This is a genomic window from Ruegeria sp. A5, from assembly GCF_056543005.1.
This window is the reverse complement of record NZ_JBQGAV010000007.1, coordinates 49,843-69,720: the sequence shown is the minus strand read 5'-3', so window position 1 is coordinate 69,720 and position 19,878 is coordinate 49,843. Positions and strand designations below refer to the sequence as shown.

The following is a 19,878-nucleotide window of genomic DNA, read 5'->3' as shown; positions in this document are numbered from 1 at the left end:
TTCAGGGAGTTGTACCGAGGCCAACGTGACGCTATTGTGCGATTAAGTTTCGAAACAATACCAGAGACTGAGATGCTACCAATTGGTGTTGCCAACAAGGCAGAAGCTTCCAACTGCTCAATCCGTTCCGTACTGTCCAATGTGACGGGCAAATGGCGGATGATCATCATCCTTGCGCTGGAGGATGAGCCGAAACGCTTTGGCGATCTCAAGCGCTGTATCGGAGACATCACACAAAGTGTGTTGACCGAAAACCTGCGCGGGTTGCAACGTGATGGTTATTTGACCCGCACCGTCGATCCCGGACCGCCAGTGGCAGTGTCTTATGAATTGACACCTTTGGGCAGAAGCTTGCTTGAAATGCTGAAACCGCTCGTCTTCTGGTCGCATGAACAAATGGATGAAGTCAGGCGGTTACGCATGCAGTTCGACCGCGAACAGGCGAGTTGATTTTTATAGGCGAGATCGGGCAGCAGCTCAGAACCCGGCCTTTTTGAGCCCCTCGACAAAATGCTGCGTGTCGTCAGACAGGCGGTCTGGCTGAACCTTGGCCCAGCGCGATAGTGAGAAATTGGGATGCGCTGCGCGGTGTTTGTCGGCGATCTGGCGGGCCATTTCCAGCTCGCCCTTATGGGCATAGCTGGCGGCCAGCACGCGCTGCCCCTCGGTCGGGTTGTTCATCTTGTTCACGCATGAGATCACGTCGTCATAGCGTTTGAGATTATAATAGGCCCCGCCCAGATGCCACAGGTACTGATCGGGGAAATAGGGGTTCAGGCGCATCGCCTGCTGCAGATGTTTGATGGCGGTTTCGTTGTCGCCCCAATGGGCCAGCGCATCGGCGTAGTCCGAATGCATGTCCGCATCGTTGGGGTTAAGCTGCAGGGCGCGTTTGTAGGATTCGATCGCCGAGTCATGCTCTTTACGATAAAGCTGCACATAGCCCAGCTCTCCAAACCCGCGCGCATCTGTGGGGTCAAGCTCCACCGCGCGCTGAGCCAGCGACAGGGCCTTGTCCAGCGCGCTGTTTGGGTCTTCGGTCCATGAATAGCGCCAATCGATGTTGAGCGTGCGTGACAGCGCCGCCGCGGCCCGTGCATACCCGCCGTCGCGCTCAAGCGCGGATTCGTAGCAATGCTGCGCCTTGCGGTTGTCGTTGCGGGTGTATTTGAAAATATGGTGCTGCCCCTGCAGAACCGAACCATAAGCCCGCAGGTCTGACGGGATTGCCTGCACCATGCGCAGCTTTTCATGCGACTCGATCATGACTGCAGTGGCGGCAACGATGCACTCGGTCACCTCATCCAGGATGTCGAAGATATCATCGAGCTTACGGTCGAACCGTTCACCCCAGATGGTGCGTTCGGTGTTGGCGTCGATTAGCTCGGCCGTGATCCGGATACGACTGGACGAGCGGCGCACACTGCCGCGCGCGATATAGCGCACGTTCAGACGCCGAGCGGCCTCTTGCGGCGACATCGACTGGGTCTTGAAGAAGAACGAGGAATTCCGGGCAATGATGAACAGGTTCCGGAACTTGGACAGGTTCATGATGATGTCGTCGGTCAGCCCTTCGGCGACCCAGCTGTCATCTTCATCCCCGCCTTGGCTGGTAAAGGGCAGCACCGCAACCGACGGGTTATCGGGCCTTTCAAGCACTTCCAGCTGCATCTCAGGACGTAGGGTTGCGGCCATTGTTGCACCCTCGACCTCGGTTCGGACACAGTAGGTCGCGACCGGAGACATGATGTTCTTGAGCTGCTTGGGACCGAGGAATTCATAGCCATAGCGCAGGCGGTTACGGATCTGTTCATAGACGGCTGCGCTGACATAAACCCGTTCTGGCTCGGCAATCTCCTGCAGGCGGGCAGCGATATTGACGTTGTCACCATGGATGCCGCGTTCGTCCATCAGAACTTCGCCCATGTGAACGCCAGCGCGAAATTTGATGTTGTGCTCGTCATCCCGCGCCTGATTATGTTCCGCAGCGATCCGATGCAGTTCGATGCTGAACTCTACTGCACTGGTCGCCGTGTCGAATAAGGCAAGGATGCCGTCACCGCGCACTTCGATGATTTTGCCCTGATACTTTGAGCAAGCCGATTCAAGCTGCGAAAGCAAAGACTTCAACGCGTTATACGTATCCATCTCGTTCTCGCTCATCAGGCGGGAATAGCCGACAACGTCGGCAAAAAGCACCGCGCCTAGTTTCTGTTTTATTGATGCGTCCGAACCGGTCGTGTTCACTGGCAATACTCAATTGTGTTGTCATGTCGAATCCGACAGGACTGTTTTAGCAAAAAATGACTCAGAATACGTAACATTTTAGGTATCTGCACCGGAATCGGGGGGCCAAGACCACCCAGAGGCATCAAAACTGACCACTGTTTGGGTGCCTAACTCCTGCGCGAGCACCTCTCGACGCGCGATCCAGTCCTGCTGCAACATGCCGACGACAACCATGTCATGGAACTGCCCATCCGCGAACCAGGCTTGACGCATCGTGCCCTCGATCTCGCAGCCGATTCGCTGGATCAGATCGCGGCTGCTGTGATTGTCGGCCCGGTAATACGAGGTGATACGGTTCAGCCCCAATTGCCGGAATGCGAAATCCAGCATCAGCGCAACCGAACGCACCGCCACGCCATGTCGACGGATGGATTTGTCGACAAAAACCGGAACCACCGCATCCCTGTTGACGCTGGAAATTGCTTCAAGCCCGGTCATCCCCACCAGATCACCACTGTCAGATTCGATTGCGAACCAGCATTTGCAGCAGTCCTTTGAGGCGTTTATCGCGTCTTCCCAATTTTGCTCGGTCTGTACCAGGTTCTGCGGAATGCGCGACGTACGGTCGAACAGGGCCAGGTCATGGATATCCTGAAACCAGCGCGCAACTGTTCCCAGATCCGCCTTTTCCAAAGGGCGCAATCTGAACAACCGGGGTGAGCTATCGGGCAAGAGAAAATATCCTCCGAGTACAATTCTGAAAATCTATTCGCGGGATACTAGCACGAAAATTTCAGAAACAATAAGAGGTTGTTCACACAACGCGGCCGTAGGCCGCTACCCGCTGAACGGGTGCAGCCGACAAACTTGTAATGGGTGGCAGGTCGTAAAGAAGCGTTACGATCAATCAGCGGTTTTCAGCGCGAATAAGGAAGATGTTGCGCAGGTAGATGGACAGGCCCATCGACTGACCCAGAATAAAGACCGGGTCACGGCGATAGATCGCATAGCTCAGCAGGATAAGCCCGCCGCCGATCGAAAGGTACCAGAACGCCATCGGGATGACGGATTTCTTGGCGCGCTCGGACGTGATCCATTGCACGATAAACCGGGCGCTGAACATCAGCTGACCGGCCAGACCGATAAAGACCCAGAGCGCCTCGGTCGGGCTGTCGACATGCAGGATTTCCAGAATGGTTTCTTTCATGACCGGGACGCCTCGGTTGCGGAAACGGATTTGGCGCGGCGGGTCAGCCAGACGACGCCGAACAGATCCCAGATGCCGACCATGGCCCGCCCGAAATTGGTGTATTTGGATTCGCCCGACAAACGCTGCTGATGCGCCACATCCACCAGCGCAATATTCCAGCCATAAGCCTTGAACAGAGCGGGCAGATAACGGTGCATATGATTGAAAAAGGGCAGATCAAGGAAAGCCTGCCGTCGGAACGCCTTGAAACCGCAGCCGGTGTCACGTGTGCCGTCTTTCAGCATCCAGCCCCGCAGTGCATTGGCAAAGCGCGAGGCAAGCTTCTTTGACGCAGTGTCTTGTCGGCCAACCCGTTGCCCCGCCACCAGGCCAATCGAGGCATCGCCACCCGACACCAGCGGCGCCCAGATCTTTGGCAACTCTTCCGGCGGGTTCTGTCCGTCGCCATCCAGCGTACAGCAGATATCCGCGCGTGCTTCCTTGACGCCGGAATGCACGGCAGCACTTTGGCCACCGGCCGTTTTGTGCTGCAGGATGCGCAGTTGCGGACAGTCTTTCTGCATCTGTTGCAGCGCCGCAAAAGTGCCATCGGTCGATCCATCATCAACCGCGACAATCTCGAACGCTGGCAATTCGGCCGCAGCAGCGCAGATGCCCTGGATAAGACCAGGAACAGCCCCCTGTTCGTTATGCATGGGAATCACGATCGACACGGTGGGTCGATTGTCAGCGTTGGCATCATGATCAGCATGCATGGTGGGTAGCTTTACTTGTTTCAGTCTCAGGGCTTTTGCGGGATCAACGGCGAAAATTCAAGTGGCCACCGCATCGCAGGCCAACATCTGCGCAACTTGTTGGGGCATTGTTCAGCGATGGGGCGGATTGCACCGTGTCTCCTATTCAGGGGCGGGCGTGACGCCGGTTGCTGACCAATAGACCAAACCCTCAACCGCAGTTGGCTGCGTCTCGAGCCCGATCAGGTCAGGTGCCAGCTCAGACAACTCACCCTCCGAACAGAGCCCTCGCAGAGGGCCGGTGGTATAGCCGAACCTGTCGAGGTATTTGTGCAGCTCCAGCCGTCTGAGGTAGACAAAGCGCCTACCGTTGGAAGCAAAGACCGATGCGGCCCCGGGCGGTACGCGCAACTCGCGGTCATAGGCGCAGAGCAGCAGGGTTTCATCCGGCTGCAACATTGCACCCAAAGGGGTCAGAATCTCGGCCTCGGGCACGCCCAAGCGCACGCGGCCCTTGCCCAGATCGGTGGCATCGCGGTCATAGAACAGGCCGCCTGCAACAAAGACCAGACCCAGCGCGGCCACCATCCCGGCCCAGCGCAGGCGCTCGACCGAAAACAACAAACCGGTTGCGGCGACCATCAGCATCGGCAGGATCAGCAGGGTGTAGCGTGCATAAACCTTGCCGGCTGCGGCCCACATCATGATGACGAAGAACGCGGCTATCCCTGTTGCAGCAAGAAGTCTGGGCCGCTTTTGCAGAAATGGCAGAGCGCAGATGCCGACAAAACCCAGCAGCCGCAACCACGGCTCGCCGGCGATGATCAGATCATAGAGCTTCCCGAAGCCGCGATCGCTGAGCGATGGGCGAAAACGATCCAGCATCTCGCCTTTGATGTTGCCATCCAGCGAGTCGCCAAAGAGGAACCGAAGCTCTTGCAGGATCGGCCAGGCGAAGGCCAGCGGGATCGCAATCTTGAGCGTCCGGCGAAACGTTCTGTTCTGCCAGATCTCGCTGAACGGTTCCGTCTGCCATCTGTTGGTCAACTTCAGCGTCAGTAGTGCCAGCGCCAGAAAGGCCAGCGGGGTTGGGCTTTTCTGCAAAGCGGCCAACACCAGAGTTGCGCCGAAATAAGGCCAGTATTTCGGCTTTTCCAATGCTGCCAGCAGGGCTGCAATTCCAAGGGTCGAAAAGAAAACCGCACCGGTATCAAGCATCGCGGATGTGGCGTGTTGCCAGAACTGAAGCGACGTGGCCACCAGCAGGACCGAAGGCAGCATGGCCCAGGGGCTGTCCGGGATCATCACCCGCGCCAGTACGGCCGTTGCCATCAGCGCGCCCAGCGCAAAGATCATCGACGGCAGGCGCAAGGCCAGAATATCGGATACGCCAAACTCCATCAGCAGTGCAGACATCCAATACTGCATGGGCGGTTTTTTTAGGCTAGGTTCGTTGTTGGAATAAACCGCCAGCCAGTCCCCATTGCGCGCAAAGCCTGTACTGCGGTCATAAGTGTAAAATTCATCGTAGTGATAGATGTTCCCAACACCCAGATCAGTCAGATACCAGGACCAGACCAGGACCATCACCAATGCGGTGGCGAAGTAAGGAAGCAATCTTAGCCAATTTGGGGAGGTACCGGTCATGCTTTCCGTGGTCCTATCGCGTCATAGAAATATGTGGTGTTGATCCCGCCGGGCCTTGTTTGAAACTGCCGCGCGTCGCGCTCCCATTATTGCGTCGCCCGTCCAAGAGCAAGAAGTTTAGAAGGGCGACCGCGCTTGTCAGACTGCAGGCTCGGCCTCGTCGGGCAACATCAGGCTCAGCTCACCCTCTTTGAAGCCATCGAAGGACAAGTCCCAGCTGGCACCGGGCCAAAGCAGTTGCAACTGCTTCTTCGCAGGCCGATAGACCGCAGTATAGAGCGTGCCGAAACCTGATCTGAAAGCCGTTGAATAAAGCGGCGGACGCAGGAACGCATCGATAAACCGCTTCTCGCTTTCCGGGTGCTGGTTGAGACGGTTGAGCAAGAACCTTTCGCGTTCCACGGTGGCCGTAAAGCGCGCATGGGTGGACCATTCGACATGGCCCTGATGGTTTGTCGCCACTGGTTGGTCCGAGATTTGCGGGTGCCGGTCCGGGGCAAGGTACACCGTGCTGTGATTGTGTTTCGCATCCAGAACGGTGACGTTATAGCTCATATGACAAGGGATGCGGCACAGGCAGTCAACCGCTTGCGCAGTGGTCTCGCAGGTTTGAAGGACATAGCGCAGGATCAGCGGCACGCCAAAGCCGTCGCCGACCTCGCGCCGCCCGCCAAAGGTGAGCGAGACTGTCAGACCGGCATCGTTGATGCCATCAAGCAGACCCAGAACGCCGTCGCTCATCCCGATGATCCCGCGCCCGCCCCATTGGGTTTTCAGCAGAGCAGCGTCAAAGGTTTTTGGATGGTAGTCGTAATTGCGCACCAGAAACGGTGTCTTGCCACGCCAAATCGCCTGGCTGCAGCCCGAAAGATATTTCGGCGGGCAGTAAAAGCTGAGAAACCGTGCCTGGCTATCGCTGCCGCCGACCAGTTCGACGATCTCTTCGTACAGCGGCAGAATCTCGGGCATGTGTTTTTGCAACGCGCGGAGGCATTCGCGATAGGTGGGGCGGGCCGAATACCCCTCTTGCGCCCACCATTTGCGGTAGGCGGGCCAGTATTCGGCAAACAGCCCGGCCAGCTTGGGACCGGGCTGCGCTTCGTCAATTGAGCGAAAAACAAGCGCCATGGGGCTTTCTACATGATTTTGAAGGCGGGGTCTTCCATCGGTTGTGCGGCGGGCAGCGGTTCAGCCGTATAAGCCGAAGTGATCCCATGAATCCACTTCTTCGATTTGTCTGTCAGTTTGAAGCCCTTGGTCATCGACCGCCCGCGAGTCACGAGGATACCCAGATCAGCACCCTCATAGCGGTAATCACCGACATTCGAGATACGCAGGAAGAACGCTTCGTTCTCGCCCACCGCGCGGCGGTGATAGTCGAAGCGGTCGAACACGACGCGGCCATCTTCCAGCATCTTGTAGATGCCCGACTGTGGGGCCTGCGTGATCCGGTCGACACTGTCATCGGTGTGTTTGATTACCATTTGCGACCAGCTGTCGATCATGTCCGGATCCGCCCAGCGGGCATTCAGTTCCTCGACATCCAGCTCGAAGGGCTTCTTTGAAAACTCCAGCAGATGGAACAGAAACAGCGGCGCATCGGCGTGTGCAAAGGCCGCGTGGTTGGTCATCGAACTGGCGCCAGTGATGCGGGGGTTCAGTTCACCCAGCCACAGCTCATCGGTTTTCTTGTCGATCAGGAAGTCGAGTTCGAAATAGCCGCGATAGCCGGATTTCCGCAGTTCTTCACCGAACTGGAACGTCAGCTGCCGGGCCTGTTCGCGGGCCTTAGGTGGGAAAGCGGTCGAGAAAATCTCATTCCCGCACCAGCCGCCGCGGTAAGGCGTGAGTTCCTTGAAGCCCACAAGCTCAGTCATCAGCGGGCCAACGATGGTACCCTCCGAGGTCGCACAGGCCTCGATCGCCGCCCCGCGACAATCGATCCGCTTCATTATCTTGATCTCGCCTTCGCCGATGATCTCGTCTTTGTGCTTGTTGAAATCGGCCTCGGACTTGATGAAAAACGTCGTATGGCCACTGTCGCCGAAGGCGGATTGTAGCACCAGATCATTCCCCAATCCGGCCTTTTCGCAGATCTTTTTCAGGTGATCATAGCTTTTGACAACGCTCAGCGTGTTGGGCACCGAAGGCACACCCGCCTTATTGCCGATACGGACAGTTTCGATCTTGTTGTCACATTTGGTGCGCAGCTTGGCTTTGGGGAACCACAGCTGACCGCCAAGCTCCTTGACGAGCTTCTCGGTCGTCTCATCAAACATCAGAAAGACGAACTTGGGCTTGCCGCCGCGCCGCTTGACCAGGTCGATGACCTCTTTGTGCTGCAGCAGATAATTGTTGATGTCTTCGATGGACTGAAACTCATCATGCGGCATTTCCGAAGGCACAAACACGTTCGGATGTCGCCCGTCAAAGCAATCCATGTAGCAGATATAGGTGAAGTTCATCACCCATTCATCCAGCCCCAAGAGGTTGAAATTGGTTGCCGATACGAAATAGATCGGGTCCTTGTTGGTATGGAAATACCGGCGGATTTCCGAGATGTTTTTCAGCACCTTCTTTGGCATGATTGTTGTCCTCCCTGACCCCTTAGGGGTTCTTTACTGACTTCAAAGCGTCTTCGGTAAAAATGCGCAGGCCCAGATCAGCGCGGAATCCGTGGATCTCTGACACGTCCAGTTCCTGCATGAATTTGAGAATTTCAGGGCTGATCACCTGCCCCGGTACCAAAATGGGAAAACCCGGCGGATAGGGGATCACGAAGGTGGCCGAGACCATCTCTTCCCCGGCTTCGAGCCGTTCCAACATCTCCTTGTCGGGCTCGACGTAATCGCAATTGTCTTCGTCATAGGACAAGAAAAACGCCGTGCGGATATCACCGGCTTCGGTACCTGCTTCACAGCGGAATGCATCGTGGAACCGACTAAAATCGGGCAGAGGCGGGACGTGTTCGCTCAGGTTCCTGACGCGCTTGTCGAAGGCCCGTTTTTCCATTTTCGAGGCGTCGTCCATCAGATCGTCCAGTTCCTTGGCGATCTCGACCAGCACCTCGATCAGATAGGCGACCGAACTGCGCGTGGTGCCGATATTGGTCATGAACAGCACGGTGTTGCGCGAGGTCTTGTTGATCTGGATGCCGTATTTATCCATCAAGATCTTGGTCTTGAAGGTATCGCCATCCCAGCCGGTTGCGCCCACATGGAGCGTGATACGTGTGGCATCAAGAACGAATTCGTCTTTAGCCCAGCAATCCCAGACATCGGCCCAGCCCTGATCGGGATCGAAATAGCTGGTCATGCCGCTTTCGCGATATTGCTCGGGGATCATGTCGCCTGCGGTGACCAGACGGAAGTATTTCTTGAGCAATGGATGCGTCGTCACCGCCCGGCGGATCGCCATCGCGCTTTCGACCTGCCGCTGGACGAACTCGTACCCTTCGATCTCGACCTGCCTGCGGCCCACATCCAGCGAGGCGATGATCTGATAGTTGGGCGAGGTCGAGGTGTGGGTCATATAGGCCTCGTGAAACGCCTCTTCGACCGCACCTTTGAACTGCTGGTCATTGACGTGGATCATCGAGCCCTGCCGCAGCGCAGTCAGCGTTTTATGCGTTGATTGTGTGGCATAGACCCTAACACGCGCATCGGGCGGAGCGATCAGGCGGGTGTTCAGTAGGGTCTCATCATCCGCGCCCTTCAATTCCTCCTGCTGGTTGGCATAAGCCTCGGCATGTTCTGGGGTGCGGAATTGTTCGCGCAGGATATTGGCCGATCGCATCGCGGTGCGTACGCGCGAATTCGGGGCAAAGCGCGCGTAACCGAACCAGGCCTCATCCCACAGGAACACAAGGTCCTTTTTGATCGCCAGACATTCCTGCATCACCCGCTGCACGTTGTAGACGATGCCGTCGAATGTGCAGTTGGTCAGCAGCACCATACGAACCTGATCCAGCTTGCCTTCGGCCTTCAGGGTCAAAAGCTTGTGCTTGATCTCTCGGATCGGTACCGCGCCATACATCGAGTAATCATGCAGCGGATAGCTGTCCATATAGACCACGCTCGCTCCCGCCAGCACCATGCCGTAGTGGTGCGATTTGTGGCAGTCGCGGTCGATCAGCACGATGTCTCCGGGCCGGACCAGAGCTTGCACCACGATCTTGTTGCAGGTCGAGGTGCCATTCGTGGCAAAAAACGTCTGTTTAGAGCCGAATGCGCGGGCGGCAGCCTCCTGCGCCTCTTTTATCGGACCTTTGGGTTCCAGCAGAGAATCCAGCCCGCCAGAGGTGGCTGAGGTTTCGGCCATGAAGATGTTCGATCCGTAGAACGCCCCCATGTCCTGAATCCAGTGGCTGCGACTAATCGATTTACCCCGGCTGATCGGCATCGCGTGGAACACGCCCGTGGGCTGTTTTGAGTATTCCTTGAGCGCCGTGAAGAACGGCGTCTTATAGCGCCGCTGCACCCCGCGCAGGATGTTCAGGTGCAATTCCAGAAAGTCTTCCTGATTGTAGAAGACCCGCCGGCACAGGCCCAGATCGAGACCGGCAATATCTTCCGCCGAACGGTCGGTGATTAGATAAGCGTCCAGCTCGGGGCGCAGCATGCCGATCCTGCGGCAGGTTTCAGGGCCGTATTCCGAGGGGGACAGCGCATCAAGATCGGCGCCCTCGCCATAGAGGCTGATATAGCGGCCCAAAACATTGGTTTCGTTCTTGGACTTCAGGCTAAGGCCCGGGCGAACAATGACCGCCTGTACATTTTGGTTGAACAGAACCCCGATCAGCGCATCCTCGACACTGGGAACGACAACGGTTTCATAAATAAACGGATCTTCGCTGCGGCGCATCCGTTGCAGGCTGGTTTGCAGGAACCGTTCCTGATGTTCGTTGACCTTGTCAACGATCATCACCTCGAAATATGGGCGGCCCAGCGCGCGGGCTTCATGGCTTTGGGTGGACTCGTCCTCGAACTCATCAACCTCGGTCTCATCCGCGATCAACGGGATCGAGCGGCGACGATAGGCCCCTGAGGTCAGCGCCCGCGACACCCGGCGCACGGCGGTTGAGAAATCGCCAAAGTTTCCATGGTCCTGCAAACGACGCAGATAGTCGAACGCCGATCCGCCCGGAAAAGCGAAATACACCTCGATCGGGGCCAGCGCCTGCAGCAACTGCCGTGCCCGGTCCCGATCTTTTTCGTTACCGCCCTGATCCAGGGACTCGGCCGTTTCCCGCAGCGCGCTCCATCGGTCTGCCCTCAATTGCGAGGCGCTGTAGTAGTCCGAGATGGTGTGGAGCTTTTCGCTATCGGAAATGCCGTGCATGAAATTTTTCCTTTCTGCCGATACCGAAAAGCTGGGCCGGTATCAGTCTGTGCCAGAGCGCCCTTTGTAGAGATACAGATTGTCGGGCTTGGTCGCGGCGTCTTCAGTATATCCCAGCGCCGTTCTGGGGTCGGATGCAGCGACGCCCGCAACGTCGCCTTTCTGCGGAATGCGCAGCGGGCCGAGCGTGTGCAGATAGGCATCCGCCCCGCTAGTACGGTCATAGACCGGGAACTCCGCCTCGCGGTCGCGGAAGCTTTTGAGAACCTGCCCCAGACCTTTCAGTCCGACCTCGCGTTGGCGGCGGACCTGATCAAGATCGATCTCGATAGGGAAGATATCCTCCTGTCCCGCAGACTGGTGCAGCACGGTGGCCGAGGGATCAACGACCAGTGAGCGGCCCACGCCCCCGGCGGCCAGCCCGTTCACGTCAAACACATAGCATTGGAACTGCGCAGCGGTCGCCTTGGCGATCGACAGCTCGGCCTCGCGGTCGGTTGTGCCGGTTAGAACCGGGTGCAGCAGAACCTCGACCCCTTGGCTAGTCAGGTGGCGGGTGGTTTCGGGGAACCAGATGTCGTAGCAGATCGACAGGCCAAACCGGCCCACATCCGGCACATCAAAGATGCAGAATTCGGTACCCGATGCGATGTTCTGTTCATAAGGTTTGAACGGGAACATCTTGGAGTATTTTGAGACGATCTCACCTTCGGGATTGATCACCACCGAGGTGTTGAAAATCCGTCCATCTTCGTGCTTTTCGAACATCGAACCGGGGATCAGCCAGATCCCATAACGCCGAGCGGCATCCTGAAAGCGCGACAGGTCGTCATTGGGAAAGGGCTGGGCAAACCGGTCGAGCGGACCATGAGGCGCCAGTTCGCTGAACAGGGCCATCTGGGTCCAAGGGAACCGCGCCATCATAATGTCGATCCGGTGCAGCATCGCGTCGACATTCGACTGCAACGCACCGACATGCATCTGGATTCCGGTTATCGCAAAAGGGGTCATTTTTCGTTTCTTCTCATTTTCTTGCCGATTGCGACCGCCGATTTGATCCGGCGTTCTTCATCGGAACATAAAACCGTGTGGTCACGCAAGCCTGCTGTCCTCAGGCTATGGTTTTCCGAGGCGACTGCCTTCATACTGCGGCTTCCTCGGCGGTATCTTCTGCCTGCGGTTCCACAAAATCGATGTCGTTGCGAACCCAGAAGAACCGGAATCCGCAACTGCGCAGCCATTTCTCGAGCCGATCAAGGCTGGACCACTCCCGCCGCAGCCCGCGCGTGGATTCGACCAGCGCCCATTGGCCATCGACCAGAAAGTATACAGTCCAGGTATTGGGATGCGCCGAGTGGTTGGCAAAGCCACCGCTGATCACCTCACGCGCCGTGCGAACGGCGACCGGATAGTCGCCGATGCGACCCTCAGCCGCGAGAATGGCCAGATCGTTTTGACGGATCGTGAATGTGGGAAGGGGGGCGTCGTTCATGCAGCCTCGATCTGCGCCGCGTCCAGCAGCTCTTTGCGCCGTTCACTGATATCCGCTGGCTTCAGGTTTTCGACGCGGGTCGCCAACGTCCAGACATGACCGAACGGATCGGCAATCGTGGCGCAGCGTTCGCCCCAATAGGTGTCCGCCGCCTCAGCGATCAGGCTGGCACCGCTTTCCAACGCGGCTGCAAGGGCAGTGTCCACATCTTCGACATACATATGATGTCCAATCGGTGTGACTGTGCCCGGAACGGCGGGGCCGTGCACACCCCATCCGGCGGTGACAAACAGCATCGAGTTGCCGATTTTGATCGAGGCAAAGCCGGGGGCCTCATCCGCGTCATAGGCCTGTATCTTCGCATCAAAGGCGCTTTCGTAGAAAGTTAGCGCGGCATCGACGTCGGCGACGGCAAGCGATGCGGTGCAGGTGCGATAGCCACGTGGCAGAGTGGCAGGTTTCTTTTTCATTCCGGTACTCTCTGAATTGGGCGGCGGACACCCTGGATTATCTGCAGGAATTTCCCGCACTATGCATCATACTGTGGATCAAACCAGGAGATACTGCAACACTATGATGCATAGTGCTGAAATTTCTGCCGTGATGCTTAGAATGTAGGCGGAGTACAGGCGCTGATGACCCGGCAAACTTCGGGGCCGACCTGCCTGAACCGGTGCGGGGTGCGACTGTCGAAATAATAAGCATCGCCTGGTCCCAGTACCTTGCGCTTATCACCCACGGTCACCTCCACCCGACCCGAAATGACAATACCGCCCTCTTCCGCCTCATGCCCGTACATCACGCGACCGGTGTCAGCCCCTAGCTCGTAAGTTTCCTGCAAGATCATCATCGCGCGACCATGCAGGTTTGATCCTACCTGCCGCAGAGACAGCCCACCCTTTCCGATCTCAGTAAGTTCTTCTGAGGCGTAAAACACGGTCTGCTCAGGTTCGATTTCGAAGGAAAAGAAATCGGACATGCCAATCGGTATGCCTTGCAGAATACGCCGTAACGCACCAACCGATGGATTCATCTTGCCCGACTCGATCAGTGAGATGGTTGAGTTCGGCACATCCGACTTCTTGGCCAGCGCCCGCTGAGATAAGCCTGCACGCTCTCGCAAGGTTCGCAGGCGCAATCCGAGGGTCAAATCCTCTTGGCTGGTGTTCTTCATGTTAAGTATCCGCAACACTTGATCCTGCCGGGACGGTAAATCAATGGCTTATGAATCACAAGAAACAGGCTTTCGCTTGCAGGCGCAGATACTACAGTCGCGCAGTCAAACATACGGGCACCGCGCCCGGAAACGGGAAAGGACGCAAGATGCTGAACGCTCAGATTGCTGAACGCCGGAATACCTCGATCGCGCAGGGCGTGGGGATGCAAACGCAAGTCTATGTGGACCGTGCCGTGAATTCCGAGGTCTGGGATGTCGAAGGCAAACGCTATATCGATTTCGCCGCAGGCATCGCCGTTGTGAACACCGGGCATTGCCACCCCAAGGTGATGGAGGCTGTTCAGAAACAGGCCGCGAACTTCACCCATACCTGCCATCAGGTTCTGCCTTATGAGAACTACATCCGCCTGGCCGAGCGCCTGAACGAGAAAGTGCCCGGCGACTTCACCAAGAAAACCGTCTTTGTCACTACGGGTGCCGAGGCGGTCGAGAATGCCGTCAAGATCGCGCGTGCTGCCACTGGCCGCCCGGCTGTAGTGGCCTTTGGCGGCGCTTTTCACGGCCGCACCTTCATGGGCATGTCGCTGACCGGCAAGGTTCAGCCCTATAAAGCGGGCTTCGGCGCGATGATGCCCGATACCTATCACGTCCCGTTCCCGATCGATCTGCATGGCACCTCGACCGAAGATTCGCTGGGTGCTTTGACTAAACTGTTCAAGGCCGATCTTGATCCGGGCCGGGTGGCCGCGATCATCATCGAACCGGTTCAGGGCGAAGGTGGCTTCTACCCCGCTCCGGCTGAGTTGATGCGTGGTCTGCGCGCGCTTTGCGACGAACATGGCATCGTTCTGATTGCCGATGAGGTACAGACCGGCTTTGCGCGCACTGGCAACCTGTTCGCGATGGACGCTTATGACGTCTCTGCTGATATCACCACCATGGCCAAAGGTCTGGCCGGTGGTCTGCCGCTGGCCGCCGTCACCGGTCGTGCCGAGCTGATGGACGCCGCGCACCCGGGTGGTTTGGGCGGAACCTATGGCGGCAACCCGCTGGGGATCGCCGCCGCCCATGCTGTGATGGATGTGATCGAGGAAGAAGACCTGTGCACGCGCGCCAATGAGCTGGGCTCGCGCTTGAAACAGCGTCTGGAATCGATCCGTTCCCGCACGCCCGAGATCGTAGATATTCGTGGTCCGGGCCTTATGGTTGCGGCCGAGTTCAACACGACCGACGGCAGCGCCCCAAATCCCGATATGGCAAACGCCATACGGGTCGAGGCATTGAAGCGTGGATTGATCCTGCTGACATGTGGCGTATATGGGAACGTAATTCGTTTCCTCGCGCCGTTGACGGTGCAGGACGAAATCTTCGCCGAGGCCATGGATATCCTCGAAGCCTCGATCGACGCTGCCAAAGGAGCCTGAACATGCTGGATACCAAAGTGACCAAGCTGGAGCTGAAAGATCCCAGCCTTCTGGAACCCCGCGCCTATATCAACGGTGAATGGGTCGAAGGTGAGGCAACGTTCCCTGTCTACAACCCTGCAACCGGTGATCTGATCGCCAATGTGACAGATGTCAGCATCGAAGGCACAACACAGACCATCGATGCAGCTTACGCTGCGAAGAAGGAATGGGCTGCTCAGACTGGCAAGGAACGCGCCGCCATTCTGCGCAAATGGTTCGACCTGATGGTCGAAAACGCAGACGATCTGGCAACCATCCTGACCGCCGAGATGGGTAAACCCTGGCCCGAGGCGCGCGGTGAAATCCTATATGGCGCGTCCTTTATCGAGTGGTTCTCGGAAGAGGCCAAGCGTGTTTACGGCGACGTCATCCCCGGCCACCAGCGCGACAAGCGCATCGTGGTGCTGAAGCAGCCCGTGGGCGTAGTGGGATCAATCACGCCTTGGAATTTCCCCAACGCGATGATCGCGCGCAAAGTTGGCCCGGCGCTGGCCGTGGGCTGTACTTTTGTGGCGCGCCCAGCGACGTTGACGCCGCTGTCGGCGACGGCGATGGCGGTTTTGGGTGAACGTGCGGGTATACCAGCGGGCGTGTTCAACGTGATCCCGGGCACAGACAGCTCGGGCGTTGGTAATGAGCTTTGCACCAATGACAAGGTCGCCAAGATCACCTTCACCGGCTCGACCCGTGTAGGACAGATCCTGATGCGTCAGGCGGCGGGCACCATCAAGAAGATGTCGCTGGAACTGGGCGGTAACGCACCATTCATCGTCTTTGACGATGCCGACGTGGATGCCGCCGTGGATGGCGCGATGATCGCGAAGTTCCGCAACAATGGCCAGACCTGCGTCTGTGCCAACCGCATCTATGTGCAGGCGGGCGTCTATGACGAGTTTGCTGCCAAGCTGGCCGAGAAGACAAAATCTTTGAATGTCGGCGACGGCTTTGGCGACGGCATCACCACAGGTCCCCTGATCAATCAGGCGGCGGTCGACAAAGTTGAAGAACATATCTCGGACGCGGTTTCCAAAGGGGCGACTGTAACGCTGGGTGGCAAACGCTCGGATCTGGGTGGAACATTCTTTGAACCCACCGTTCTGACTGGCGTAACCCGCGACATGGTTGTGGCAAAGGACGAAACCTTCGGCCCCGTCGCTCCGCTGTTCAAATTCGAGGAAGAAGACGACGTCGTCAGCATGGCCAATGACAGCGAGTTCGGCCTGGCCTCGTATTTCTACAGCCGCGATCTGGCGCGCGTCTGGCGTGTGGCCGAGGCGCTGGAATCGGGCATGGTGGGCATCAACACTGGCCTGATCTCGACCGAAGTCGCCCCGTTCGGCGGTGTCAAACAATCCGGTCTTGGCCGTGAGGGTTCGAAATACGGGATCGAGGATTTCCTTGAGATGAAGTATCTCTGCATGGGTGAAATTCAGTAAGCGCCTCGTGCCTTGAAAATTCAACGCACTCGCAGTCCGCTGCGGGTGCGTTTTTCGTTTCAGACCGATGCGTGCCCGCGCAGACGGAACACCAACGGCATCATCACCAAGACCAGAGCCGCCGAGAAAAAGAACGGTGCGCCGGGCAGATAAGTGCCTTCGCCATCGACCGACGCCTGAAAGATGCCGGTCATCACCAAAGGCGACAGAACCGCAGCGACAGAAGACAGTGACGCGATGACTCCCTGCACCACGCCCTGCCGGTCTTCGTCCGCCTGGTTCGAGGCCATAGCCGTGATCAAGGCAGGCACGAGGTCGGACAGCGCGGCAAGCAGAATAAAGATGACAAGGGCCGTAACCGTTACGGTAAACCCAAAGCCGATCATTCCGACCAATGCCGATACCATCCCCAGCAGCAGGGTTCGGTAATCGCCGATCCAGCGAATGAAGACCGGCATCAGTCCGGCTTGGACGAAGGCCAACAGCACGCCGTATGCGGCCAGCGACAGGCCGATATACAGCGTGGACCAGCCAAACACCTCTCGTATCCAGAAGGCCCAGAGGGTGGGGTAGACCATGTTGGCAAATTCAAAGATGAAAATGCACAGCAGCGGCACTGCCAGCCCCGGAAAGCGGAAGGCGTCAAAGATCGATTTGAACGGGTTCAGGTCGCGCTTGCCAAAGGGGCGGCGCTTTTCTGGTTTCAGGCTCTCGGGCAGGACGAAGACTCCGAACAGGGCGTTGGCGGCGGACAAGACCGCAGCGATCCAGAACGGCGCAGTAATGCTGATCCCGGCAGCGATGCCGCCGATGGCCGGGCCAAGCACAAACCCAATCCCGAAGGCCGCCCCGATCAGACCGAAATTCGCCGCCTTCTCGGTCGGTGATGATATGTCAGCAATGTAAGCCGTTGCGGTGATATAGGTCGCCCCCGCAAGCCCCGCGAGCGTCCGTCCCAGAAGAAGCAGCCAAAACGTTTCGGCCAGCGCCATGATCACATAATCCAGCGCCAACATGGTCAGCGCTGCGATCAGGATCGGCCTGCGGCCAACCGCATCCGAAATGCTGCCGACAATGGGTCCGCACAGGAACAGCGCCCCGGCATAGGCGGCCATCAGCAGCCCACCCCAAAAAGCCCCCTGTCCGGTGTTGCCCGCACCGACGCGATCCATCAGGTCGGGCATGATCGGGAACACGATGCCGATACCGATGGCATCAATCATCAGTGTGATCAGAATGAAGGTTATTGCGCGGCTTTTGAACATACCGCCCTATCGGACGAGTACGCTGTTAAAGCAAGAGAAAAGGGCTGCGTGGTACAATTGTCCAACAGCCCTTTTGCAGTTCGCCTTTATTGGCCTAGTGCCACGCCTTCGCGGCGCGGATCAGCCGCTCCGATCAGCTGGCCATCCTTGATCAGGACGGCGTGAAGCCCACTGTTAAGATCGACCTGTTTGACCTCATGACCTTTGGCGGTCAGAGCATCTGCGAATTCGGCAGCGGATGTTCCCTGCTCAAGATCCATCGCAGACCCGTTGCGATGCACGAAATGCCCGGTTTCGATGGCATCCTGCGGGTCCATTTCCCAATCCAGGATCGCAATGATCGTTTTGGCCACATAGTTGATAATGCGGCTACCGCCGGGCGAGCCGATCAGCAGATAGGGCTCACCATCCTTCATCACGATAGTTGGTGACATCGAACTGCGCGGGCGTTTGCCACCCTCAACGCGGTTGGCCACCAGACGGTCGCCATCCTTTGGTGCGCGGTCGAAATCGGTGAGTTCGTTGTTCAGCAGGAAACCCCGCACAAAAACCCGGCTGCCAAAGGCGGTCTCAATAGTGGTCGTCATCGACAGCGCGTTGCCGTACGGATCTCGGATCACGATATGGCTGGTGCCGGGACGACCCGGGTTTTGCGAGGGCGCGAACAGGGCGGTGTGATCACGTGGCGGCTCACCTGCCTGACGCTTCTCGCTGGCTGCAGCAGGGTCGATCATCTCCGAGCGCAGCTTTAGATAGTCCGCGTCCAGCAGACCCTTGACCGGTACATCGATAAAATCGCCGTCGGCCATGTAAAGCGCGCGGTCGGCATAGGCCAGCTTGGCGGCCTCGGCATAGAGATGCGCCATCTCGGCGTTCCACCCAGTGCCGTCGAGGTCGAAGTTGCTGAGTATCCCCAGAATCTGCCCGACGGTCAGGCCGCCGGAGGTTGGCGGACCCATTCCGCAGACATCGTAGCCGCGATAATCGGCGCAGACGGCGGGGCGGATTTTGACGCGGTAGTCGGCCAGATCCTCAAGCGTGATATTGTTTTCCACCTTGGATGTGGCATCCACTGCCGCCACGATATCTTCGGCGATGGGGCCGCTATAGAAGGCGCCTGCGCCCTGATCGGCCAGAATGCGCAAGGTTTCGGCAAACTCGGGGTTCCGTAGCAAGGTTCCAGCCTGCAGCGGCGTGTCATCTTCGTTGAAGAAATACGCTTTGCCCGCCGGGAACACACCGACTGAGCGCTCACGTTCAATCGTGCTTTGGATCGAGTTTGCCATGCGGGGCGAAACCTCAAACCCCTGCTCGGCCTGATCGATGGTAGACTGGAACAGCGAGGCCCAGTCTTTCTTGCCATAGAGGTTATGGGTCACTTCCATCAGGCGCAGAATGCCCGGAACGCCAACAGATTGTCCGCCTACAACAGCTTCGGGCCACGGCATCTTTTCACCGTCCGGTAACAGAAACCGTTCAGGCGTGGCTTTCGCAGGGGCTTTTTCACGCGCATCAAAGGTGGTCAGAGTTTTAGCCGACGCATCCCAATACAGCATGAACGCACCACCGCCGATGCCCGATGATTGCGGTTCAACCAGATTGAGCATCAGCTGCACGGCAATCATCGCATCTGCGGCTGTGCCACCTGCGGCCAGCACATCATATCCGGCTTTGGCAGCAATGGGATTGGCGGCCGAGACCATGAACTCGGTGCCAGTCACCGAGTTTTTGTCCTCCCAACCATAGCCATATTCCGGCGCAGGGTCCTGCGCATTGGCCGCGCAGGCGACAACACCCAACGCCAGAACGGCGCCGGTTTTCATGAATGTCTTCATCATAGAAATCTCCCGGTAAGGATCTGCGAGATTGGCTACTGAGTAAC

At 57.7% G+C, this 19,878-nt stretch carries 17 protein-coding genes; 3 read left to right on the top strand and 14 right to left on the bottom strand.

Going from position 1 to position 19,878, the window contains the following annotated elements; all coding sequences use genetic code 11:
• The first annotated feature begins 159 nt into the window (after positions 1 to 159).
• The gene (locus ACR0AY_RS15570) at positions 160 to 450 is read left to right on the top strand and encodes a winged helix-turn-helix transcriptional regulator (protein WP_480454378.1); all 291 of its coding nucleotides are present in this window, start codon (positions 160 to 162) and stop codon (positions 448 to 450) included.
• A gap of 27 nt (positions 451 to 477) precedes the next feature.
• Here ACR0AY_RS15570 and ACR0AY_RS15565 read toward each other — a convergent pair whose 3' ends face one another.
• The 12 genes from ACR0AY_RS15565 to ACR0AY_RS15510 all read right to left on the bottom strand — a co-directional run bounded on the left by ACR0AY_RS15565 (position 478) and on the right by ACR0AY_RS15510 (position 13,826).
• Positions 478 to 2,199 carry an adenylate/guanylate cyclase domain-containing protein gene (locus tag ACR0AY_RS15565; protein WP_480454420.1) on the bottom strand — a complete coding sequence of 574 codons (1,722 nt, stop codon included), beginning with the start codon at positions 2,197 to 2,199 and terminating at the stop codon, positions 478 to 480.
• 126 nt (positions 2,200 to 2,325) lie between these two features.
• Positions 2,326 to 2,961, bottom strand: a complete 636-nt coding sequence (locus ACR0AY_RS15560) for a GNAT family N-acetyltransferase (RefSeq protein WP_170514276.1) — start codon at positions 2,959 to 2,961, stop codon at positions 2,326 to 2,328.
• Between the two features lie 175 nt (positions 2,962 to 3,136).
• On the bottom strand, positions 3,137 to 3,436 hold the full coding sequence (locus ACR0AY_RS15555) for a lipid-A-disaccharide synthase N-terminal domain-containing protein (protein ID WP_039542759.1): 300 nt from the start codon (positions 3,434 to 3,436) through the stop codon (positions 3,137 to 3,139).
• Positions 3,433 to 4,194 (bottom strand): glycosyltransferase family 2 protein, encoded by a 762-nt coding sequence (locus tag ACR0AY_RS15550; protein WP_170514273.1) that lies wholly within the window; start codon positions 4,192 to 4,194, stop codon positions 3,433 to 3,435. Before ACR0AY_RS15550 ends, ACR0AY_RS15555 begins: the two co-directional genes overlap by 4 nt.
• Positions 4,195 to 4,335: 141 nt before the next feature.
• Positions 4,336 to 5,820 (bottom strand): glycosyltransferase family 39 protein, encoded by a 1,485-nt coding sequence (locus ACR0AY_RS15545; RefSeq protein ID WP_170514270.1) that lies wholly within the window; start codon positions 5,818 to 5,820, stop codon positions 4,336 to 4,338.
• Positions 5,821 to 5,958: 138 nt separating this feature from the next.
• Complete coding sequence (locus tag ACR0AY_RS15540; protein WP_170514267.1) at positions 5,959 to 6,948, bottom strand: C45 family autoproteolytic acyltransferase/hydrolase; 990 nt, start codon at positions 6,946 to 6,948, stop codon at positions 5,959 to 5,961.
• Between the two features lie 8 nt (positions 6,949 to 6,956).
• Positions 6,957 to 8,405, bottom strand: a complete 1,449-nt coding sequence (locus ACR0AY_RS15535; protein WP_170407976.1) for a biotin carboxylase — start codon at positions 8,403 to 8,405, stop codon at positions 6,957 to 6,959.
• 22 nt (positions 8,406 to 8,427) lie between these two features.
• Positions 8,428 to 11,160, bottom strand: coding sequence for an aminotransferase class I/II-fold pyridoxal phosphate-dependent enzyme (locus tag ACR0AY_RS15530; protein ID WP_170514264.1), 2,733 nt, complete (start codon positions 11,158 to 11,160; stop codon positions 8,428 to 8,430).
• Positions 11,161 to 11,202: 42 nt separating this feature from the next.
• Positions 11,203 to 12,171 (bottom strand): carbon-nitrogen hydrolase family protein, encoded by a 969-nt coding sequence (locus tag ACR0AY_RS15525; RefSeq protein WP_170407972.1) that lies wholly within the window; start codon positions 12,169 to 12,171, stop codon positions 11,203 to 11,205.
• Between the two features lie 130 nt (positions 12,172 to 12,301).
• Complete coding sequence (locus tag ACR0AY_RS15520; RefSeq protein ID WP_170397963.1) at positions 12,302 to 12,652, bottom strand: hypothetical protein; 351 nt, start codon at positions 12,650 to 12,652, stop codon at positions 12,302 to 12,304.
• Positions 12,649 to 13,122 carry a VOC family protein gene (locus ACR0AY_RS15515; protein WP_170514261.1) on the bottom strand — a complete coding sequence of 158 codons (474 nt, stop codon included), beginning with the start codon at positions 13,120 to 13,122 and terminating at the stop codon, positions 12,649 to 12,651. The genes ACR0AY_RS15520 and ACR0AY_RS15515 overlap by 4 nt, the downstream gene beginning before the upstream one ends.
• 137 nt (positions 13,123 to 13,259) lie before the next feature.
• The gene (locus ACR0AY_RS15510; protein ID WP_170425413.1) at positions 13,260 to 13,826 is read right to left on the bottom strand and encodes a cupin domain-containing protein; all 567 of its coding nucleotides are present in this window, start codon (positions 13,824 to 13,826) and stop codon (positions 13,260 to 13,262) included.
• 149 nt (positions 13,827 to 13,975) lie between these two features.
• On the opposite strand from ACR0AY_RS15510, the gene ACR0AY_RS15505 reads away from it, so the two are divergent.
• Both ACR0AY_RS15505 and ACR0AY_RS15500 read left to right on the top strand, forming a co-directional pair.
• A complete protein-coding gene (locus ACR0AY_RS15505) occupies positions 13,976 to 15,253 on the top strand; it encodes a 4-aminobutyrate--2-oxoglutarate transaminase (protein WP_170397954.1) in 1,278 nt (425 codons plus the stop codon).
• Positions 15,254 to 15,255: 2 nt separating this feature from the next.
• Entirely contained in the window at positions 15,256 to 16,731 is a 1,476-nt protein-coding gene (locus tag ACR0AY_RS15500; RefSeq protein ID WP_170609187.1) for an NAD-dependent succinate-semialdehyde dehydrogenase, read from the top strand.
• A 59-nt stretch (positions 16,732 to 16,790) separates the two neighbouring features.
• Here the strand turns inward: ACR0AY_RS15500 and ACR0AY_RS15495 are convergent, their stop codons facing one another.
• Both ACR0AY_RS15495 and ggt read right to left on the bottom strand, forming a co-directional pair.
• Complete coding sequence (locus ACR0AY_RS15495; RefSeq protein ID WP_170407966.1) at positions 16,791 to 17,996, bottom strand: MFS transporter; 1,206 nt, start codon at positions 17,994 to 17,996, stop codon at positions 16,791 to 16,793.
• A gap of 86 nt (positions 17,997 to 18,082) precedes the next feature.
• On the bottom strand, positions 18,083 to 19,834 hold the full coding sequence (ggt, locus tag ACR0AY_RS15490; protein ID WP_480454375.1) for a gamma-glutamyltransferase: 1,752 nt from the start codon (positions 19,832 to 19,834) through the stop codon (positions 18,083 to 18,085).
• Between the last annotated feature and the right edge of the window lie 44 nt (positions 19,835 to 19,878).

Excerpts from the sequence above, each read along its gene's own strand:
- ACR0AY_RS15570 (WP_480454378.1), top strand. The coding sequence starts at position 160 with ATGATCATCATCCTTGCGCTGGAGGATGAGCCGAAACGCTTTGGCGAT.
- ACR0AY_RS15555 (WP_039542759.1), bottom strand. The coding sequence starts at position 3,436 with ATGAAAGAAACCATTCTGGAAATCCTGCATGTCGACAGCCCGACCGAG.
- ACR0AY_RS15550 (WP_170514273.1), bottom strand. The coding sequence starts at position 4,194 with ATGCATGCTGATCATGATGCCAACGCTGACAATCGACCCACCGTGTCG.
- ACR0AY_RS15545 (WP_170514270.1), bottom strand. The coding sequence starts at position 5,820 with ATGACCGGTACCTCCCCAAATTGGCTAAGATTGCTTCCTTACTTCGCC.
- ACR0AY_RS15540 (WP_170514267.1), bottom strand. The coding sequence starts at position 6,948 with ATGGCGCTTGTTTTTCGCTCAATTGACGAAGCGCAGCCCGGTCCCAAG.
- ACR0AY_RS15535 (WP_170407976.1), bottom strand. The coding sequence starts at position 8,405 with ATGCCAAAGAAGGTGCTGAAAAACATCTCGGAAATCCGCCGGTATTTC.
- ACR0AY_RS15530 (WP_170514264.1), bottom strand. The coding sequence starts at position 11,160 with ATGCACGGCATTTCCGATAGCGAAAAGCTCCACACCATCTCGGACTAC.
- ACR0AY_RS15525 (WP_170407972.1), bottom strand. The coding sequence starts at position 12,171 with ATGACCCCTTTTGCGATAACCGGAATCCAGATGCATGTCGGTGCGTTG.
- ACR0AY_RS15520 (WP_170397963.1), bottom strand. The coding sequence starts at position 12,652 with ATGAACGACGCCCCCCTTCCCACATTCACGATCCGTCAAAACGATCTG.
- ACR0AY_RS15515 (WP_170514261.1), bottom strand. The coding sequence starts at position 13,122 with ATGAAAAAGAAACCTGCCACTCTGCCACGTGGCTATCGCACCTGCACC.
- ACR0AY_RS15510 (WP_170425413.1), bottom strand. The coding sequence starts at position 13,826 with ATGAAGAACACCAGCCAAGAGGATTTGACCCTCGGATTGCGCCTGCGA.
- ACR0AY_RS15505 (WP_170397954.1), top strand. The coding sequence starts at position 13,976 with ATGCTGAACGCTCAGATTGCTGAACGCCGGAATACCTCGATCGCGCAG.
- ACR0AY_RS15500 (WP_170609187.1), top strand. The coding sequence starts at position 15,256 with ATGCTGGATACCAAAGTGACCAAGCTGGAGCTGAAAGATCCCAGCCTT.
- ACR0AY_RS15495 (WP_170407966.1), bottom strand. The coding sequence starts at position 17,996 with ATGTTCAAAAGCCGCGCAATAACCTTCATTCTGATCACACTGATGATT.
- ggt (WP_480454375.1), bottom strand. The coding sequence starts at position 19,834 with ATGATGAAGACATTCATGAAAACCGGCGCCGTTCTGGCGTTGGGTGTT.